This window comes from Gordonia sp. DT30 (genome assembly GCF_049844915.1).
GTDB lineage: Bacteria > Actinomycetota > Actinomycetes > Mycobacteriales > Mycobacteriaceae > Gordonia.
Genome location: NZ_JBNCLY010000005.1, coordinates 105,554 through 122,070 on the forward strand (window position 1 = coordinate 105,554; position 16,517 = coordinate 122,070).

Genomic DNA, 16,517 nt, shown 5'->3' on the forward strand with positions numbered 1-16,517 from the left:
GCCCGCACCCGGTACGGCCGCGTCACGCCCCGGTACGGCCGAGCGGGATCGATCGGCCGGGGATCGCCTCGAGCAGTTTACGGGTGTAGTCCTGCTCGGGAGCGGCGAAGATCTCGTCGGCCGAACGGTGTTCGACGACCCGGCCTTTTTCCATCACCAGCACGTCGTCGGCGATCTGGCGGACCACCGCGAGATCGTGGGTGATGAACAGGTACGTCAGCCCCATCTCGGTCTGCAGTTCGTCGAGCAGGCGCAGGATCTGGTCCTGCACGAGCACGTCGAGTGCCGACACCGCCTCGTCGCACACCACCACCTCGGGGTCCAGTGCCAGTGCCCGGGCTATCGCCACCCGCTGCCGCTGTCCGCCGGAGAGTTCGTTGGGGTAACGCCGCATCACCGACGCGGGCAGCGCCACGCGGTCGAGCAGCTCACGGACCCGCTTCTCGCGGCCGGCCTTGTCACCGATCTTGTGGACCCGCAGCGGCTCCTCGACGACCCGGAAGATCGAGAACATCGGATCGATGGACCCGTAGGGGTTCTGGAACACCGGCTGTACCCGGCGCCGCAGCCCAAGGGCGGCCCGGCCCCGGACCGAGCTGACATCGGTGCCGTCGAATTCGACACGACCCGCGGTGGGCGGCAACAGCCCGAGGACCATCTGGGCGACCGTCGACTTACCCGATCCCGACTCCCCGACGATGACGGTGGTGGTGCCGCGGCGCACCGTGAACGAGACGTCGTCGACTGCCCGGAACGGCGTCGAACGCCACGGCACCTTGCCGCGCACCGTGAACTCCTTCACGAGTTGGTCGGCGACGATCAGTGCGGCCGACGCCGGTGCATCCGGGCCGGTTTCGCGGTCGCGTGGGGCCACCTCGCCCGGGGCCGGCGTGGCCCGCATCGTGCGCCGGGCCGCCAGGGACGGCGCCGCCTGCACCAGCCGCCGGGTGTAGGCGTGCTGTGGGTGTTGCAGGATCTCGACTGCAGACCCGGATTCGACCACCTTGCCGCGGTACATGACGACGATGTGGTCGGCCCGTTCGGCGGCCAGCCCCAGATCGTGGGTGATCAGCAGCACCGCGGTCCCCAGCTCCTCGGTCAGGCCGTCGAGGTGATCGAGGATCTGGCGCTGCACCGTGACATCGAGCGCCGAGGTGGGCTCGTCGGCGACGAGCAGTTTGGGCCGGCACGCCAGCCCGATGGCGATCAGCGCGCGCTGGCGCATGCCACCGGAGAACTCGTGCGGATACTGATTCATCCGGGCGGCCGCATCGGACATGCCCGCCTCTTCGAGCACCTCCGCCGCCCGCTTCTTGGCCGCCGATCCCTTCGCGACCTTGTTGACCTCGATCGCCTCACGGACCTGAAAGCCGATTTTCCACAACGGGTTCAGATTCGACATCGGATCCTGGGGCACCAAACCGATTCCGGTGCCACGCAACTGGTCGATCTGCTTGGCCGACGCCTTGGTCAGGTCGAGGCCGTCGAACATGATGGTGCCGCCGGTGATACGGCCGGAACCGGGCAGCAGGTTGAGTACGGCATTGGCGGTGGTGGTCTTGCCCGATCCGGATTCGCCGACCACGGCGACGGTCTGACCGGGATAGACCCGCAGGTTGACCCCGGAGACGGCCCGTACCGAATCCTTGTCACTGCCGAACGCGACCTCGAGATCCTTGATGTCCAGCAACGGTGCGACGTCGCCGTGGGTGCCTGCGGTGCCGGCGGGGTCTTCGGTGTGGTGCTCGGTCATCGCGTCCTCGATTTCGGGTCGAGCGAGTCCCGCAGCGCATCACCCATCAACATGAAGCTCAACACGGTGAGGGCAAGTGCGCCTGCGGGATACAGCAGAATCGGATTGCCCGCTCGCAGCAGGTCCTGGCCGGCGGCGATGTCGATGCCCCACGAGACCGCCGTCGAGGGCAGTCCGATGCCGAGGTAGGACAGCGTCGCCTCGGTCACGATGAACACTCCCAGCGAGATCGTGCAGGTGACGATCACCGGGCCGAGCGCGTTGGGGACCACGTGGGAGAACACGATCCGCGCCCGCGACGACCCCAGGGAGGTTGCTGCGGTGATGAATTCGTTGTTCTTGACGGCGATCGTCGAGCCGCGGGAGATGCGCGCGATCTGTGGCCAGCCGAAGACGGCCAGGATCGCCACCACCGTCCACACCGTGCGATGGGTGAACATCTGCATGATCACGATCGCCGCCAGGATCAGCGGCAGCGCGAAGAAGATGTCGGTGACCCGCGAGAGCAGAACGTCGAACCAGCCGCCGAGGTACCCGGCGAGCACGCCGATGAGACCGCCCACGATGAACACCAGCAGCGTGGTGCAGATGCCGACGATCACCGAGTCGCGGGCGCCGTAGATGGTGCGCGCGTATATGTCACAGCCCTGTAGGTCGGTGCCGAACCAGTGGGCGGAGCTCGGTGAGAGCAGGCTGTTCGCGCCGACGCAGTGGCGCGGGTCCTGGTGGGCGAACAGGGACGGGAACAGACAGATCAGGATCACCAGGATGATCATGACCGAGGCGATGAGGAAGGTCGGGCTCGTCCGCAGCTGCAGCCAGGCCCCCTTCCAGAAGCCGGCCGAGGCACCGCTGTCGCGGACCGGGTCGGCGTCGAGCACCTCGACCTCGTCGGCGGGCGCGACGAATCGTTGCTGGCCCGGACGTGTTGTCTCACCGAGCGTCTCGGCGTCCGAGCGCAGGACCTCGGCCTCGGATTCGGGCGGGAAGAAACTTTCAGGCATATCGGATCCTCGGATCGATCACGGCGTACAGCAGGTCCACGACCAGATTCGCCACCAGGTAGATGATCACGAGCACGGTGACGATCGACACCACGGTCGGCGCCTCACCGAGACTCACACTGCGGAAGATGGTCTGACCGATCCCGTTGATGTTGAAGATGCCCTCGGTGACCACCGCGCCGGCCATCAGGGCCCCGAGGTCGACACCCAGGAAGGTGACCACCGGGATCAGCGAGTTGCGCAGGATGTGCACGATCACCACGCGCGGGCGTGATGCACCTTTGGCGGTCGCGGTACGTACGAAGTCGGCAGTCGAGTTCTCGGCCACCGAGTTCCGGGTCAGTCGCAGGACGTAGGCGAATGATGCCGACGCCAGGACGAAGGCCGGTAGCCATAGATGTGCCAGGTCGTCGTTGGCGCCGACCGTGACCGGCGCGATCCCCCACTTCACCCCGAAGAGGAACTGGGCGATGAAGCCGATCACGAAGATCGGGATCGCGATGACCACGAGACTCGCGAACAAGACGGTCGCGTCGAACACCCCGCCGCGGCGGAGTCCGGCGATCACACCGAACACGATGCCGAACACGGCCTCGATGATCAGCGCGAAGATCGCCAGCCGGATCGTCACCGGAAAGGTCTGCGCCATCACGTCGGCCACCGGGCGGCCGGAGAACGACATCCCGAAATCGCCGGTGAAGATGCCACTCAGATAGTGCCAATACTGTTGGAAGAAGCCGTCATTGAGGTGGTATTGGTTGCGGATCTGCTCGCGGACCGCGGGAGTAAGCGGTTTACCGCCGCCCATCGCCGCGGTCGGATCACCCGGCAGGCTGAACACCATGAAATAGAGCAGCAGGGTGGCGCCGAAGAAGACCGGGATCAGCTGCAGAATGCGTCGAATTGTGTACCAGAGCATGTCAATTCATCTCTCGCGCACGGAATCGGACCCCCTCGGCCGCACCGGCCGCCGAACGGCGACCGGTGCGGGCCGAGCGGGTGGGCCCGAGACCTCAGCTCTTGGTCAGATTGGGATAGTCGGGCAGGTTGTTCCAGGTGACGGTGCCCTTGACACCCTGGGCCAGACCCAGCGTCGAGACGTAGTCGAACAGCGGGATCGCCGGCAGATCCTGCAACAGGATCTGCTGAGACCCGTTGGCCGCCTTGTAGGCCGCATCGTCGGTCGGCTGCGTCAGCGCACTGTGGATCGCCGCGTCGAACTGCGGGTTGGAGTAGTCGCCGTCGTTGGAGCCGGCCCCGGTCACATACAGCGGGTACAGGAACTCCAGAATCGACGGGTAGTCACCCTGCCAGCCGGTACGGAACGCGGTCCGGATGGTGCGGGCGTTGACCTCCGAACGCAACTGCTTGAAGGTCGGGACGGATTCACCGTGCGCATCGATGCCCAACGTGTTCTTGATGTCGTTGGATGCGGCATCGATCCAGTCCTTGTGTCCGCCATCGTAGTTCGAGGCGATCACGAAGCTTCCCGACCACGGGGCGATCGCATTGGCCTGCGCCCAGAGATCCTTGGCCTTGGCCGCGTTGTAGGTGAGCACGTCCGAACCCGGGATGTGGGCGTCATGGCCCGGCAGCGACGCGGAGGTGAAGTCCGTGGACGGCGTCCGGGTGCCGGAGAAGATGTTCTGCGCGATCTGCGGCCTGTTGATGGCCATCGAGATCGCCTGGCGCCGTAGACGTCCCTCCTGACCGGAGAAGTGCGGCAGGTTCTCCGGGATGGTGATCGTCAGGTTGGCGGCGACCGGCTTGTTCACGACCTGCGACTCGCCGAGGTCTTTCTTGTAGGTGCGCAGCGCCGAGGTCGGGATGACCTCGAGGGCATCGAGATTGCCCGATTGCAGGTCACTGTAGGCCGCACCGGGATCCTGATAGGCGACGAAGGTGATGCCCTTGTTCTTCGCCTTGTCCGGACCGGGGTAGTCGGACTTGGCCTCGACATCGATCTTCTGGTTGTGCTGCCAGTCGACGAACTTGTACGGGCCGTTGCCGATCGGCTTCTGCCCGAACGCATTGATGTCTTTGAACGCGACGTCGGGCAGCGGCTTGAACGGGGTGAACCCGAGTCCGAGCTTGAAGTCGATGTTCGGGTCCTTGAGGGCGACGGTGAAGGTGTAGTCGTCGACGACCTTCAGCCCCGACATGGTCTTGACGGTCGGATGCTCCGAGGCGACCTCGTCGTAGCCCTGGATCGGCTCGAAGAAGCTCTGCTGCTTCTGGGCGTTGGGCGTGTAGGCCCCGAAGTTCCAGGCATCGACGAAGTTGTGCGCCTTGACCTCGGTGCCGTCGTCGAACTTCCAGCCCTTCTTGATGGTGATGGTGTAGTTCTTGTTGTCCGTGGTCTCGAGCTTGTCGACCATCGCAGGCCTCGGGTTGCCCTGTGCGTCATAGGCATACAGGCCGGTGAACAGGGAGTCGACGACGCGTCCCCCGATGTTCTCGTTGGTCGTGGTGGTGATCAGCCCGGTCTCCGGCTCCCCGCCGTACACCCGGATGTACCCGTTGGAGTCGTCCGACGAACTCCCACATGCCGAGAGGACTCCGGCGGCCACCACGGCCGCACCCATCGCCACCCAGATTTTTCTCAACTTCACTCGCTATCGCCCTCCGAGGCACACCGGCGGTAACCGGATTCGATTCGACGCCAGAAGCTGCGGTCTGCGCCCCTGGCCGGAACTTGTCCATACGCTGCGCGGCAATTCGTGAATCACGCACGAAGGTTGGATGGGACGATCCTTAACGGATCCTGGCCGCAGGCTGTAAACCACTTGACCGGAAGGTAACAATACCGACCGGTACCCACCCCGTCGCGCCGAAGGGGAAACTTTCTTCTCTTTGCGAAAGACAATTTCGGACGTATCCCACAACTCCGACACGGCGCGATCGGCGACCCGCGCCTGCAACCAACATCCAACGTGACTACCCTCACAATGAGGACCTGGTGGCAGCCGGCGCACGCCCGGCTGTCCCTGCGCGAAGACGTTGCCGATCAGCGAAAGGCCAACCCAGATGACCACATCCGCATCCGAAACCGTTCCCGGTTATCCCCCGTCGGCGGAGTTCACGGCACAGGCCAACGGCACCGCCGAACTCTACGGTCAGGCGCAGGCCGATCGGCTCGAGTTCTGGGCGACCCAGGCCCGCCGCCTGGACTGGGACACCGACTTCGGCGAGGTCCTCGACTGGTCGGATGCCCCGTTCGCCAAGTGGTTCGTCGGCGGCAAGCTCAACGTGGCGGTCAACTGCGTCGACCGCCACGTCGCCGCAGGCAAGGGCGCGCGCGTCGCGATCCACTGGATCGGTGAGCCCGGCGATTCGCGCGACATCACCTACGCCCAGCTCAAGGACGAGGTCAGCAGGGCCGCCAACTACTTCACCGCGATCGGCTTGCAGGCCGGCGACCGGGTGGCCATCTACATGCCGATGGTGCCCGAGGCGCTGATCTCCATGCTCGCCTGCGCCCGCCTGGGCCTGACCCATTCGGTCGTCTTCGCCGGCTTCTCCGCCGGCGCGCTGCGCTCACGTGTGGACGATGCGCAGGCCAAACTCGTCATCACCACCGACGGCCAGTACCGCCGCGGCCAACCCACCCCGCTCAAGACTGCGGTCGACGACGCGCTGGGCACCGGCGCCGACGCCGCACCCTCGGTCGAGAAGGTCCTCGTCGTACGCCGCACCAACCACGACCCCGACCTCAACTGGGTGTCCGGCCGCGACGTGTGGTGGGACGACACCGTCGCCGAACAATCCCCCGAACACACCCCCGAGGCCTTCGACTCCGAACACCCGCTGTTTCTGCTCTACACCTCGGGCACCACCGGCAAACCCAAGGGCATCGTGCACACCTCGGGTGGCTACCTCACCCAGACGTCCTACACCTTCCATTACGTCTTCGACCACAAGGAAGGCCGCGACGTCTTCTGGTGCGGCGCCGACATCGGCTGGGTGACCGGACACTCCTATCTGGTCTACGGACCGCTGTCCAACGGCGCGACCGAGGTCGTCTACGAGGGCACCCCCAACTCCCCCAACGAACACCGACACTTCGAGATCATCGAAAAATACGGCGTCACAACCTATTACATCGCCCCGACGCTGATCCGCACCTTCATGAAATGGGGCCGCGAGATCCCCGACGCCCACGACCTCAGTTCCCTGCGGCTGCTCGGCTCGGTCGGCGAACCGATCAACCCCGAGGCCTGGAAGTGGTACCGCGAGGTCATCGGCGCCGGGCAGACACCCATCGTCGACACCTGGTGGCAGACCGAGACCGGCGCCATCATGATCTCCCCGCTGCCGGGCGTCACCGCCACCAAACCCGGCTCGGCGATGACCCCGCTGCCCGGCATCTCCGCGAATATCGTCGGCGACGACGCCAAGCCGGTCGGCGCGGGCGAGCAGGGCTTCCTCGTCCTCGACCAGCCATGGCCGGCGATGCTGCGCGGCATCTGGGGCGACGAGGACCGCTTCCGCGAGACCTACTGGTCCCGCTTCGCCGAAGCGGGCTGGTACTTCGCCGGTGACGGCGCCCGCTACGACGCCGACGGCGCCCTGTGGGTGCTCGGCCGCGTCGACGACGTCATGAACGTCTCCGGTCACCGCATCTCCACCGCCGAGGTCGAGTCCGCACTCGTCGGCCACTCCGGGGTCGCCGAGGCCGCGGTCATCGGCGCCGCCGACGCCACCACCGGCCAGGGCATCGTCGCCTTCGTCATCCTGCGCGAAGGCGTCGCCGACAGCGGCGACCAGCTCATCAAGGAGTTGCGCGACCAGGTGGCCACCGAGATCTCCCCGATCGCCAAACCCCGCGAGATCAACGTCGTCCCCGAACTCCCGAAGACCCGCTCGGGCAAGATCATGCGCCGCCTGCTCAAAGACGTCGCCGAGGGACGCGAACTCGGCGACACCTCCACCCTCGTCGACCCCTCGGTCTTCGAATCCATCCGCAGGCGCAAGGCCTGACCCCAGCTTCCCGTGGGCCACTCCGGTGGCACGCGGGTCGACGGTGCGCCACCGGGTACCCCCCACCCGGTGGCGCATCCGTGTGCGGCGTTCGGTGAGGTCGCACGGCACCGCCGGCGGGCCCGCATGGCAACATAAGCCCCACACCCCAGATACGGAGGATGCTGTGAGCCGAAACGAGAACGGCCGGTCTGCACCCGGAGAACGTCCGGTCCCCTCGATCCCCCTGTCCGATGCCGACCTCGGCCCCAAGGGCGAACCGAGCATCGGCAACCTGGTCAAGGATGCGACCGCGAGCGTGTCGACGCTCGTCCGTTCCGAGGTCGCGCTGGCCAAGTCCGAGCTGATCACCGAGGCCAAAAAGGCCGGCGCGGGCACCGGCGCCCTGGTGGTGGCCGGGGTGACCGCACTCTATGCGAGTTTCTTCTTCTTCTTCTTTCTCGCCGAGCTGCTCAGCGAGTGGCTGCCCCGATGGGCGGCCTTCCTCATCGTGTTCGGACTGCTCGTGATCATCACCGTCGGCGTGGCGTTCGCCGGCTACCTCTTCTTCAAGAAGGTCCGCGGGCCGAAGAAGACGATCGAGACCGTCAAGGAGATCCCGACGGTACTGCCCAAGAGCGACCCGCCGGCCAAGAGCGGACGGCCGTCGGACCGGTCCAAGACGGCGGCACCCGACCCCGCGCTCGCGGTGACCACCGAGGACCATCCGCAGATCCCGCCCGCCCGCGAAGGCTGAGCGGTGGCCGCACCCGACCCGTCGAGTGTCCGGCTACCCGGCGTCTGGCGCCACCTCGACGTGCGGGCGAACGGCTTGCGCTTTCATGCCGTCGAGGTCGACGAGCCGGTCGCGGACCGGCCGCTGGTGCTGTTGCTGCACGGCTTCGGTGAATTCTGGTGGAGCTGGCGACACCAGCTCGCCGCACTCACCGAGGCCGGCCACCGCGCGGTCGCCGTCGATCTGCGCGGTTATGGTGACACCGACAAACCGCCCCGCGGCTACGACGGTTGGACCCTCGCCGGCGATACCAACGCGCTGATCCGGGCACTCGGATACACCGAGGCCACCCTCGTCGGACATGCCGACGGCGGCCTGGTCTGCTGGGCGACGGCAACCCTGCATCCGCGTGCGGTGTCACGGATCGCGGTGCTCGCCTCACCCCATCCGCGGGCGCTGCGCCATGACGTGCTGGTGCGCCGGCACCAGCGCGCGGCGTTCCTGCCGAACTTTCTGGAGAATCAGCTCCCGCGGTATGCGGAATCACGGCTGACCCGCCGCGACGCCGCCTTCATCGCCCGGTACTTCGACCATCGCGGCGGCCCGTCGTGGCGCGCCACCGGTGACTATGCCGAGACCATCCGGCTCAATCGCTCGGCGATGCAGATCCCTTATGTGGCCCACTCGAGCCTGGAGTATCAGCGGTGGGCGTTCCGGTCCCAGTTCCGGCCCGACGGCTTCCGGTTCATGCGTCTGATGCATCGCCGCCTGCACATCCCGGCGCTGGCCGTGCGCGGCGCCGACGATCCGTTCATCACCGACCACGCGGTGCGCGCGAGCAGCCAATGGGCCGAGGCGCTCGATGTCCGCACGATCGAGGGCAGCGGTCACTTCGTGCATCAGGAGCAGCCCGACGCGGTCAACGCAGCACTCCTGGAGTTGTTGAAGACCTGAGCGGCCGGTCACTCCCGGACGCACGCCCCCGTCGACACGGGCGCGTAGCGGCCCTGCGCGCGGGTCAGATCCTGTTGGACGAGCGACGCGGTCAGCACATAGCCGGTCTCGTCGGCGGCGTTCTCCGACGTCGCGAACACCACTCCGAGAACCTCGCCGGCCGAATTGATCATCGGCCCACCCGAATTGCCCTGCCGGATGATGCCACGCACGGTGTACACCTCGCGGGTGACCTGCTGGTCGCGATAGATGTTGGCGGTCGGCAGCTCTCTCATGTCGCGCACCCGCACGGCGGTCGCCCGGAACGGTCCGGCCTGCGGGTAGCCGAGGACGATGGCGTCGGCGCCGGTCGTCGCGGCATGCGGGGCGAATCGCAGCGGCGTCGCGGCCATGCCGTCGACCCGCAAGATGGCGATGTCGTTGACACTGTCGAAGAGCACGACGTCGGCGTCGTAGGGGGTGCCGTCGGACTGCTCTGCCTGCAGCCGCGAGGTACCGGCCACGACGTGGGCGTTGGTCATGATCAGATCCGGCCCGACGACGAATCCGCTGCCCTCGAGCGCCTGCTGGCATCGGCGGGCCTCGCCCTCGATCTTGACCACGCTGGGCCGCGTCTGGGACACCACCGGCAGATTCAGCAGCGCCGGATCCGGGGGCGCGACCGGACCAGGGGTGGTGCTCGGGATGACACCGTCGAGTCGGGAATGCTCGAGCAGACGCCGGAATTCGTCGGCCGGCTTGGCGGCCAGCCAGTTCGGCGCGGCGCCGTCGACGGCACCGAGCACCGTGGAATCGTCGATCGCCTTGGTCAGCGCCGGCGAGTGGGAATTGGCCAGCAGCGTGCCGACCAGCCACATCGCGATCAGCGCGGCCACGGCCTGCAGGACCAGTCCTACGCCACTGTCGACCGCGCGCAGCTCCGGCGAGCGGATGCCGCCACGCGCGGCATGCCCCAGGATCATGCCCGCGATCTCACCGACCACGACCAGCCCGATCAGCACCCCGACGGCCGCGACGAGCTGCATCGACGAATCATCGATGTGCGAGATGACATGTGGCACAAGAAGAATCCCGGCAAACGCGCCGAGCAGAACGCCGAGTACCGCCAGCGCGGAGGCCACCGCACCCTGCCGGAAGCCACTGATCGCCGCGATCACGGTGACCACGACGACCACGAGGTCGACCCACGCCGAGCCGCTCACCGCGTCTCCGGCCCGTCGGCACCGGTCCGGCCGCCGGGTCGCTCGCCGGGCGGTCTCGCGTCGGCCGGCCGCTCATCGAGCGGTCTGTCGTCGAGGGTGGCCTGAGCGGGATCGGGGGCCGCCAAGCCGGACTCCTGCGGGCTGCCTGCCCGCCGGATCATCTCGTCGAGGGGCCGCACGTCGTCGGTGTCCCACGGCACATCCCACCCGGATGCCGCACTGATCGCCGAGATCAGTCCGCCGGTGAAACCCCACACCAGCAAGCCGTCGACAAAAAATGCCGGGCCCTGGTAGGCGCGCGCACCGAGCACCGAACGCCGCACCTGGAACCGATTCTGCGGGGCGAGCAGTTCACGCATGTTGACGCGGGCGACCCGTGCCGTCTCCCCCTCGTCGACGACCCGCACCGGGCCGGGTTCGCGCCAATGCGCGATCACCGGCACCACGTCGAATCCGGACGGCGGGACGGGGAAGCTGGGCAGGGCCGCGACGACGTCGACACCGTTCGCGGCGAGTCCGGTCTCCTCGTCCGCCTCGCGCAATGCGGTGCCGACCGGATAGTCGTCGCCGGGATCGAAGCCGCCGCCGGGGAAGGCGACCTGCCCGCTGTGCTGACGCAGCGTCGATGCGCGTTCGGTGAGCAGCACCTCGGCGTCGGCGGGCAACCCGCCCGGGTAGTCCGGGTCGGGGTCCCATGAGCCAGACACGAGTATCAGCACCGCCGCCGCCCGGCGGTCCCGGTTGAGCATGGCCATCCAGCGCGTCCGGTCGCCGCCGCGGTTGGCGACGATGTCGCTGACCGCTGCGACGTTGTCGGTGAGTCGACGCATCCACGGCGGGATCTGCTCGCGGGCGAGCAACGGCCCGACGTGCGGTTCGGTGGTCGGCGACCCATCGGAGTCGCGGACGCTCACGTGGCGACCCCCGTCGCCGCGCGCACCTGGTCGGCGATCTGTTGCGGATCATCGAACACCATCGGCGCCACCTTCGCGACACTCCCGTCGGCCCGCACGATGATCGTCGACGGGAACACCCGCGGCGCCTTCAACGCCGCCGCCACCTGCCCGTCGGTGTCGAGCACCACCGGCAGATGCACGCCCAGCTCAGACAGGAACCGCAGCACCAGATAGGGATTGCCCGCACCCTCACGCGCGTGGACGGTCAGCACCGTGACGGCCGGCCCGGCCCGCTGCGCGTACTCGGCGAGAACCGGCAGCTCGTTGCGGCACGGCTGACACCACACCGCCCACATGTTGATCACCAGGGGCTTGCCTGCGGTCCCGGCGCCCACGTCGTAGGGGGCTCCCGTCGCGAGACAGGGCGCACTCACCCCGGCAAGCACCGCGGCCGGGCCCGGGGTCGCGCCGCCGACCTGCGGGCACCGGTCGATCGCCGCGTCCCGGCGCGCCTGGCTCAGTTGCGCGTCGTCGACCTGCGCGTCGGTCGCCGACAACGCCCCCGACGGCCGGACCTGTTCGGCTGCCCCGCCGGTCGTCGAGTCGCCACGCGGCCAGATCGCGACGACCAGGGCGATGACGACGACGAAGAACACCAGCGTCCAGCGCGCGGCCGGCGGAAAACGCGAACCACGTCGGCGCGACGGGCGAGGCGACGGCTCGCCTGGTTCGGGGTTGTGATCGTCATCCACCTCGCCGGATTCGGCGGTGCCGTGATCGGTGGGCATCACGCGGTGATCCCCGCCAACGCGAGCAGATGGTCGGTCTCGGGGCCCTTGACGAGTGCGGCGGCGGCCGCCTTGTCCATCGGTCCGGTACCGACCGCGGGACAGTCCCTGGCCAGGATGCACACCCCGCATGCCGGTTTGCGGGAATGGCAGACCCGGCGGCCGTGGAAGATGACGCGGTGTGACAGGTCGGTCCACTCTTTGCGTTCGATCAGTTCACCGACCGCATGTTCGACCTTCACCGGATCGGTTTCGGCCGTCCATTCCCACCGCCGCACGAGGCGGCCGAAATGGGTGTCGACGGTGATGCCCGGCACGCCGAAAGCGTTGCCCAGCACCACATTTGCAGTCTTGCGGCCGAATCCGGGGAGGGAGACCAACTCTTTGAGGGTGTGCGGTACCTCGCCGTCGAATCGTTCGACGAGTGCCTGGCCGAGCCCGATGATGGAGCTCGTCTTGTTCCGGTAGAAGCCGGTGGTCCGGATCAACTCCTCGAGTTCGGTCCGGTCGGCCTGCGCGTAATCCAGCGCGGTGCGGTACCGCGCGAACACCGCCGGGCTTACCTGGTTGACCCGTACATCGGTGCATTGTGCGGACAAGATGGTGGCCACCGACAGTTCGAGCGGCGTGGTGAAGTCGAGTTCGCAGTAGACGTGCGGAAAGGCAACCTCGAGCGTCCGGTTCATCCGGCGTGCGCGACGGACGAGTCCGAGGTGGGTTTCGGTCTTCGCCGGCACCACCACCGGGGCCCCGTTCTGGGCCGACACCGCTGTCTTGCGCACGCTCACCCGACCAGGTTAGCGATGCGCCGCCCGTATCCGCGCCGCACGGCCGAAGTCGACGGCCCGCCCGCTTTGGTCACAAGTGGGTCACCGCGGCCGTTCCGGTTGGGAAGTCGGGTCCCCCATTGTGTTTACTGGTGGCCATGCAAGGACTCGCCGTGCTGCTGTTCCCAGCTGTGCTGATGCTCTTCGCCCTCGGTATGGAGAAGGTCCAGTCCTGGACCGATCGGGTTACCGTCAACCGCGACAACGTCGAGGAATTCCTCCAGTCCGCCGACCAGCAGCACGTCGACACGCTGGCGCGCGAGGGCATGCCCGCCGCGTTGGACGAGTTGCGCAACCGCCGGGCCGGCTGACCGAGGCGAAGACACTCCACGCTTTGCGGAGCCCGTGACCCATTCAACACTTATGCTGAGTGCGAGAGTAGCGTTGCACAGGGTGTGCCGAACCGGCGCGCCACTGGTTTTTGAGTGAGAAGGGACTCCTTGGTGGAGGAAGTACTGGCGCGGGCAGGCATATTTCAGGGCGTCGAGCCCTCTGCCGTCGCGGCACTGACCAAGCAGCTTCAGCCCGTCGACTTTCCGCGCGGACATGTCATCTTCCACGAAGGCGAACCCGGCGACCGGCTGTACATCATCCTGTCGGGCAAGGTGAAGGTCGGCCGTCGCTCACCCGACGGTCGGGAGAACCTGCTGACGATCATGGGTCCGTCGGACATGTTCGGCGAGCTGTCCATCTTCGACCCGGGGCCACGGACCAGCTCGGCGACGACGGTGACCGAGGTCCGCGCGGTGTCGATGGACCGTGACGCGCTGCGCGCCTGGATCAAGGACCGCCCGGAGATCGCCGAGCAGCTCCTGCGCGTACTGGCCCGCCGCCTGCGTCGCACCAACAACAACCTGGCCGACCTGATCTTCACCGACGTGCCCGGTCGCGTGGCCAAGCAGCTGTTGCAGCTGGCCCAGCGGTTCGGCACGCAGGAAGGCGGCTCGCTGCGCGTCACCCACGACCTCACGCAGGAGGAGATCGCCCAGCTCGTCGGCGCCTCGCGCGAGACCGTGAACAAGGCGCTGGCCGACTTCGCCCAGCGCGGCTGGCTGCGCCTGGAGGGCAAGAGCGTGCTGATCGCCGATTCCGAGCGACTGGCCCGCCGCGCGCGCTGACGCCTCGTCGTCGAAGTTCGTCCGTGGGTTTTGGGTTCGTTCCCCGGAAGTTTCTGGGGAGCGAACCGAGAAGTGGGGGAAGAAACATTCTTCCCCCACTTTTTGCGTCCCCACGTATTCCGGGCTAGAGCTGCCGCAGGTACTCCAACTGCGCCTTGACCGACATCCGCGCGGCCGGCCACAGCTTCTTGTCGACGTCGGCGTAGACCCGTTTGACAACCTTCATCGGCTTGGCCTGCTTTGCCGACACACCCATCTCGTCGAGGGCCGCCTGGATCTGGTCGATGCGCTCCTCGCGGTGCGCCTTGTAGTAGCGCGCAACGGGCTCGAGCACCGGATGATCGGGACCGTGCGCGGGCAGCAGCATCGCGTCGGCGCCGTCGACGATCAGCCGGTTGAGTGAGCCCAGGTAGTCGCGCAGGCTGCCGTCGGACGGGTCGATGACGGTGGTGCCGCGGCCGAGGATGGTGTCGCCGGTCAGCATGGCGCGCTGCCCATCGTGGTCGACGAGGAAGCTGACCGAATCGCCGCTGTGTCCAGGGGTGAACAGCACGGTGATGCTCAGCCCGGCGACCTCGATGACCTCACGATCGCGCAGCGGCTCGGCGTCCCGGCAGTGTGCGGACAACCGGGCCCGCGTCGGCGCGCCGGTCCGCTTGGCCAGCGCGTCGATGGCCCCGGTGTGATCGAAGTGCCGGTGCGTGATCAGGGTCAGCACGATACCGGGTTGGCGCGCAACCCTTTTCACGTGCTTCTTGTGCCGTGGCGGTCCCGGGTCGACGACGACGCACTCGGCGCTGCCGGGGGCACGCAGAATCCAGGTATTGGTGCCGTCGAGTTCCATCACCCCCGGGTTGTCGCACAGCAACACCGACGCGAACGGGGTCACCGCACGCAACTGTCCATAGGCCGGATGGCTCGGGCCGGGCTCCGAACCGGTTGCGGTATCGGGGGTGTCGTCGGCGGGGTCCGTCATGAGGCCAGGGTAATCCCGGGGCCGATCGGCCCGTGATCAGGCTCACCCGGTGACCGAGTCGCTCACGCAGTGATCAGGTCATATGACAGTTTCGCCACCATCACGACGACGACCACCAGCAACACCCACCGCACGAAGGCGCTGCCACGGCCCAGTGCCATGTGCGCACCGATCTGCGCGCCGATGACGTTACCGAGCGCCAGCATCAGCGCGAGTGGCCAGAGCACGTGCCCTTGCGCGGCGAAGACCACCAGCGCACCGAGATTGGTGCCGGTGTTGATCACCTTGGCCATCGCCGAACTCGTCAGGAAGTCGGTGCCCACGAGGGCGGTCAGCGTGATGATGAGGAAGGTGCCGGTGCCCGGACCCATCACCCCGTCGTAGAAGGCGACCACGACGCCGGCGATCCCGAGTCCACACAGCATCGACGCCCGTGATCGTGGTTGCGCCGCACCGGATCCGAATCCGGGTCTCAGCGCCACGAAGAGCCCGACGGCCACCAGCATGGCCAGCACGATCGGCGTGAAGACCTCGGTGGGCAATCGGCTCGCGACGAATGCCCCCGCGCCGGAAAACGCCATGGCGCAAGCGAATACCGGCACCAGCCGACGCCACGGCAAGGGCACCGAACGGGAGTAACGCCACGCCGCCGATGCTGTCCCCACCACGGCGGCGACCTTGTTGGTGGCCAGCGCCGAGGCGGGCAGGATGCCGGGCTGCCCGATCAGCAATGCCGGGATGAGGATCAGTCCCCCACCGCCGACGACGGCGTCGACCCAGCCCGCGGCCGCCGCCGCGGCAAAGAGCGCCGCGACGACCCCGGCGTTCACCGATCGGCGACCTCGACGATGACCTCGACCTCTACCGGGGCGCCCATCGGGAGTTCGGCGACGCCGACCGCGGAGCGGGCGTGCACCCCCGCCTCGCCGAAGACCTCACCGAGCAGATCCGAGGCGCCGTTGAGCACACCGGGCTGTCCGGTGAAGCCGGGTGCCGACGCAACGAATCCGGTCACCTTCACCACGCGCACAATCGAATCCAGCCCGACGAGACCGTGAATGGCCGCCAGCGCGTTGAGCGTGCATTGCCGTGCCGCCGCGGTGGCCTGCTCAGGCTTCACGACGCCCTCGGCACCAGGTGCGACCTTGCCATGGACCTGCAATACGCCCGCGACGAAGGGCAGTTGCCCCGAGGTGTACACCAGGTTCCCCGAGCGCACGGCCGGCGCATAGTTGGCCACTGGTGTGGGCGCCGGCGGAAGTTCGACGCCGAGTTCGGCGAGCCGTTGGGTCCAGGTGGTCACT

16 protein-coding genes are annotated in these 16,517 nt (G+C 67.5%); 5 read left to right on the plus strand and 11 right to left on the minus strand.

Annotation, left to right across the window (positions count from 1 at the left end; genetic code table 11):
- Positions 1–22: 22 nt before the first annotated feature.
- From ACLQ3C_RS07135 to ACLQ3C_RS07150, 4 genes are all read right to left on the minus strand, one after another.
- Complete coding sequence (locus ACLQ3C_RS07135) at positions 23–1,753, minus strand: dipeptide ABC transporter ATP-binding protein (protein ID WP_425704343.1); 1,731 nt, start codon at positions 1,751–1,753, stop codon at positions 23–25.
- Positions 1,750–2,757 carry an ABC transporter permease gene (locus tag ACLQ3C_RS07140; protein WP_425704344.1) on the minus strand — a complete coding sequence of 336 codons (1,008 nt, stop codon included), beginning with the start codon at positions 2,755–2,757 and terminating at the stop codon, positions 1,750–1,752. The genes ACLQ3C_RS07135 and ACLQ3C_RS07140 overlap by 4 nt, the downstream gene beginning before the upstream one ends.
- Positions 2,750–3,676 carry an ABC transporter permease gene (locus ACLQ3C_RS07145; protein WP_425704345.1) on the minus strand — a complete coding sequence of 309 codons (927 nt, stop codon included), beginning with the start codon at positions 3,674–3,676 and terminating at the stop codon, positions 2,750–2,752. The genes ACLQ3C_RS07140 and ACLQ3C_RS07145 overlap by 8 nt, the downstream gene beginning before the upstream one ends.
- A 94-nt stretch (positions 3,677–3,770) precedes the next feature.
- Positions 3,771–5,369: a peptide ABC transporter substrate-binding protein gene (locus ACLQ3C_RS07150; protein ID WP_425704346.1), complete on the minus strand. Its 1,599-nt coding sequence runs from the start codon at positions 5,367–5,369 to the stop codon at positions 3,771–3,773.
- Positions 5,370–5,784: 415 nt separating this feature from the next.
- On the opposite strand from ACLQ3C_RS07150, the gene acs reads away from it, so the two are divergent.
- The 3 genes from acs (at position 5,785) to ACLQ3C_RS07165 (ending at position 9,406) form a co-directional block, all read left to right on the plus strand.
- A complete protein-coding gene (gene acs / locus ACLQ3C_RS07155; protein WP_425704347.1) occupies positions 5,785–7,737 on the plus strand; it encodes an acetate--CoA ligase in 1,953 nt (650 codons plus the stop codon).
- 166 nt (positions 7,738–7,903) lie between these two features.
- Positions 7,904–8,473 (plus strand): phage holin family protein, encoded by a 570-nt coding sequence (locus tag ACLQ3C_RS07160; RefSeq protein ID WP_425704348.1) that lies wholly within the window; start codon positions 7,904–7,906, stop codon positions 8,471–8,473.
- 3 nt (positions 8,474–8,476) lie between these two features.
- The gene (locus tag ACLQ3C_RS07165; RefSeq protein ID WP_425704349.1) at positions 8,477–9,406 is read left to right on the plus strand and encodes an alpha/beta fold hydrolase; all 930 of its coding nucleotides are present in this window, start codon (positions 8,477–8,479) and stop codon (positions 9,404–9,406) included.
- Between the two features lie 8 nt (positions 9,407–9,414).
- Here the strand turns inward: ACLQ3C_RS07165 and ACLQ3C_RS07170 are convergent, their stop codons facing one another.
- The 4 genes from ACLQ3C_RS07170 to nth all read right to left on the minus strand — a co-directional run bounded on the left by ACLQ3C_RS07170 (position 9,415) and on the right by nth (position 12,978).
- Entirely contained in the window at positions 9,415–10,608 is a 1,194-nt protein-coding gene (locus tag ACLQ3C_RS07170) for a MarP family serine protease (RefSeq protein ID WP_425704350.1), read from the minus strand.
- Complete coding sequence (locus ACLQ3C_RS07175) at positions 10,605–11,438, minus strand: NUDIX hydrolase (protein ID WP_425704451.1); 834 nt, start codon at positions 11,436–11,438, stop codon at positions 10,605–10,607. Before ACLQ3C_RS07175 ends, ACLQ3C_RS07170 begins: the two co-directional genes overlap by 4 nt.
- Before the next feature lie 80 nt (positions 11,439–11,518).
- Positions 11,519–12,292: a TlpA disulfide reductase family protein gene (locus ACLQ3C_RS07180; RefSeq protein ID WP_425704351.1), complete on the minus strand. Its 774-nt coding sequence runs from the start codon at positions 12,290–12,292 to the stop codon at positions 11,519–11,521.
- Positions 12,292–12,978, minus strand: a complete 687-nt coding sequence (gene nth / locus ACLQ3C_RS07185) for an endonuclease III (protein WP_425704452.1) — start codon at positions 12,976–12,978, stop codon at positions 12,292–12,294. Before nth ends, ACLQ3C_RS07180 begins: the two co-directional genes overlap by 1 nt.
- 239 nt (positions 12,979–13,217) lie before the next feature.
- Between nth and ACLQ3C_RS07190 the strand changes: the two genes are divergently transcribed.
- Both ACLQ3C_RS07190 and ACLQ3C_RS07195 read left to right on the plus strand, forming a co-directional pair.
- Positions 13,218–13,430, plus strand: a complete 213-nt coding sequence (locus ACLQ3C_RS07190) for a hypothetical protein (RefSeq protein ID WP_425704352.1) — start codon at positions 13,218–13,220, stop codon at positions 13,428–13,430.
- 132 nt (positions 13,431–13,562) lie between these two features.
- Positions 13,563–14,237 carry a Crp/Fnr family transcriptional regulator gene (locus ACLQ3C_RS07195; protein WP_006373149.1) on the plus strand — a complete coding sequence of 225 codons (675 nt, stop codon included), beginning with the start codon at positions 13,563–13,565 and terminating at the stop codon, positions 14,235–14,237.
- A gap of 124 nt (positions 14,238–14,361) precedes the next feature.
- On the opposite strand, the gene ACLQ3C_RS07200 is transcribed toward ACLQ3C_RS07195, so the two are convergent.
- The 3 genes from ACLQ3C_RS07200 to ACLQ3C_RS07210 all read right to left on the minus strand — a co-directional run bounded on the left by ACLQ3C_RS07200 (position 14,362) and on the right by ACLQ3C_RS07210 (position 16,516).
- The gene (locus ACLQ3C_RS07200) at positions 14,362–15,213 is read right to left on the minus strand and encodes an MBL fold metallo-hydrolase (protein ID WP_425704353.1); all 852 of its coding nucleotides are present in this window, start codon (positions 15,211–15,213) and stop codon (positions 14,362–14,364) included.
- A gap of 62 nt (positions 15,214–15,275) precedes the next feature.
- Positions 15,276–16,043: a sulfite exporter TauE/SafE family protein gene (locus ACLQ3C_RS07205; RefSeq protein WP_425704354.1), complete on the minus strand. Its 768-nt coding sequence runs from the start codon at positions 16,041–16,043 to the stop codon at positions 15,276–15,278.
- Positions 16,040–16,516 (minus strand): RidA family protein, encoded by a 477-nt coding sequence (locus ACLQ3C_RS07210; protein ID WP_425704355.1) that lies wholly within the window; start codon positions 16,514–16,516, stop codon positions 16,040–16,042. Before ACLQ3C_RS07210 ends, ACLQ3C_RS07205 begins: the two co-directional genes overlap by 4 nt.
- Position 16,517: the final 1 nt, after the last annotated feature.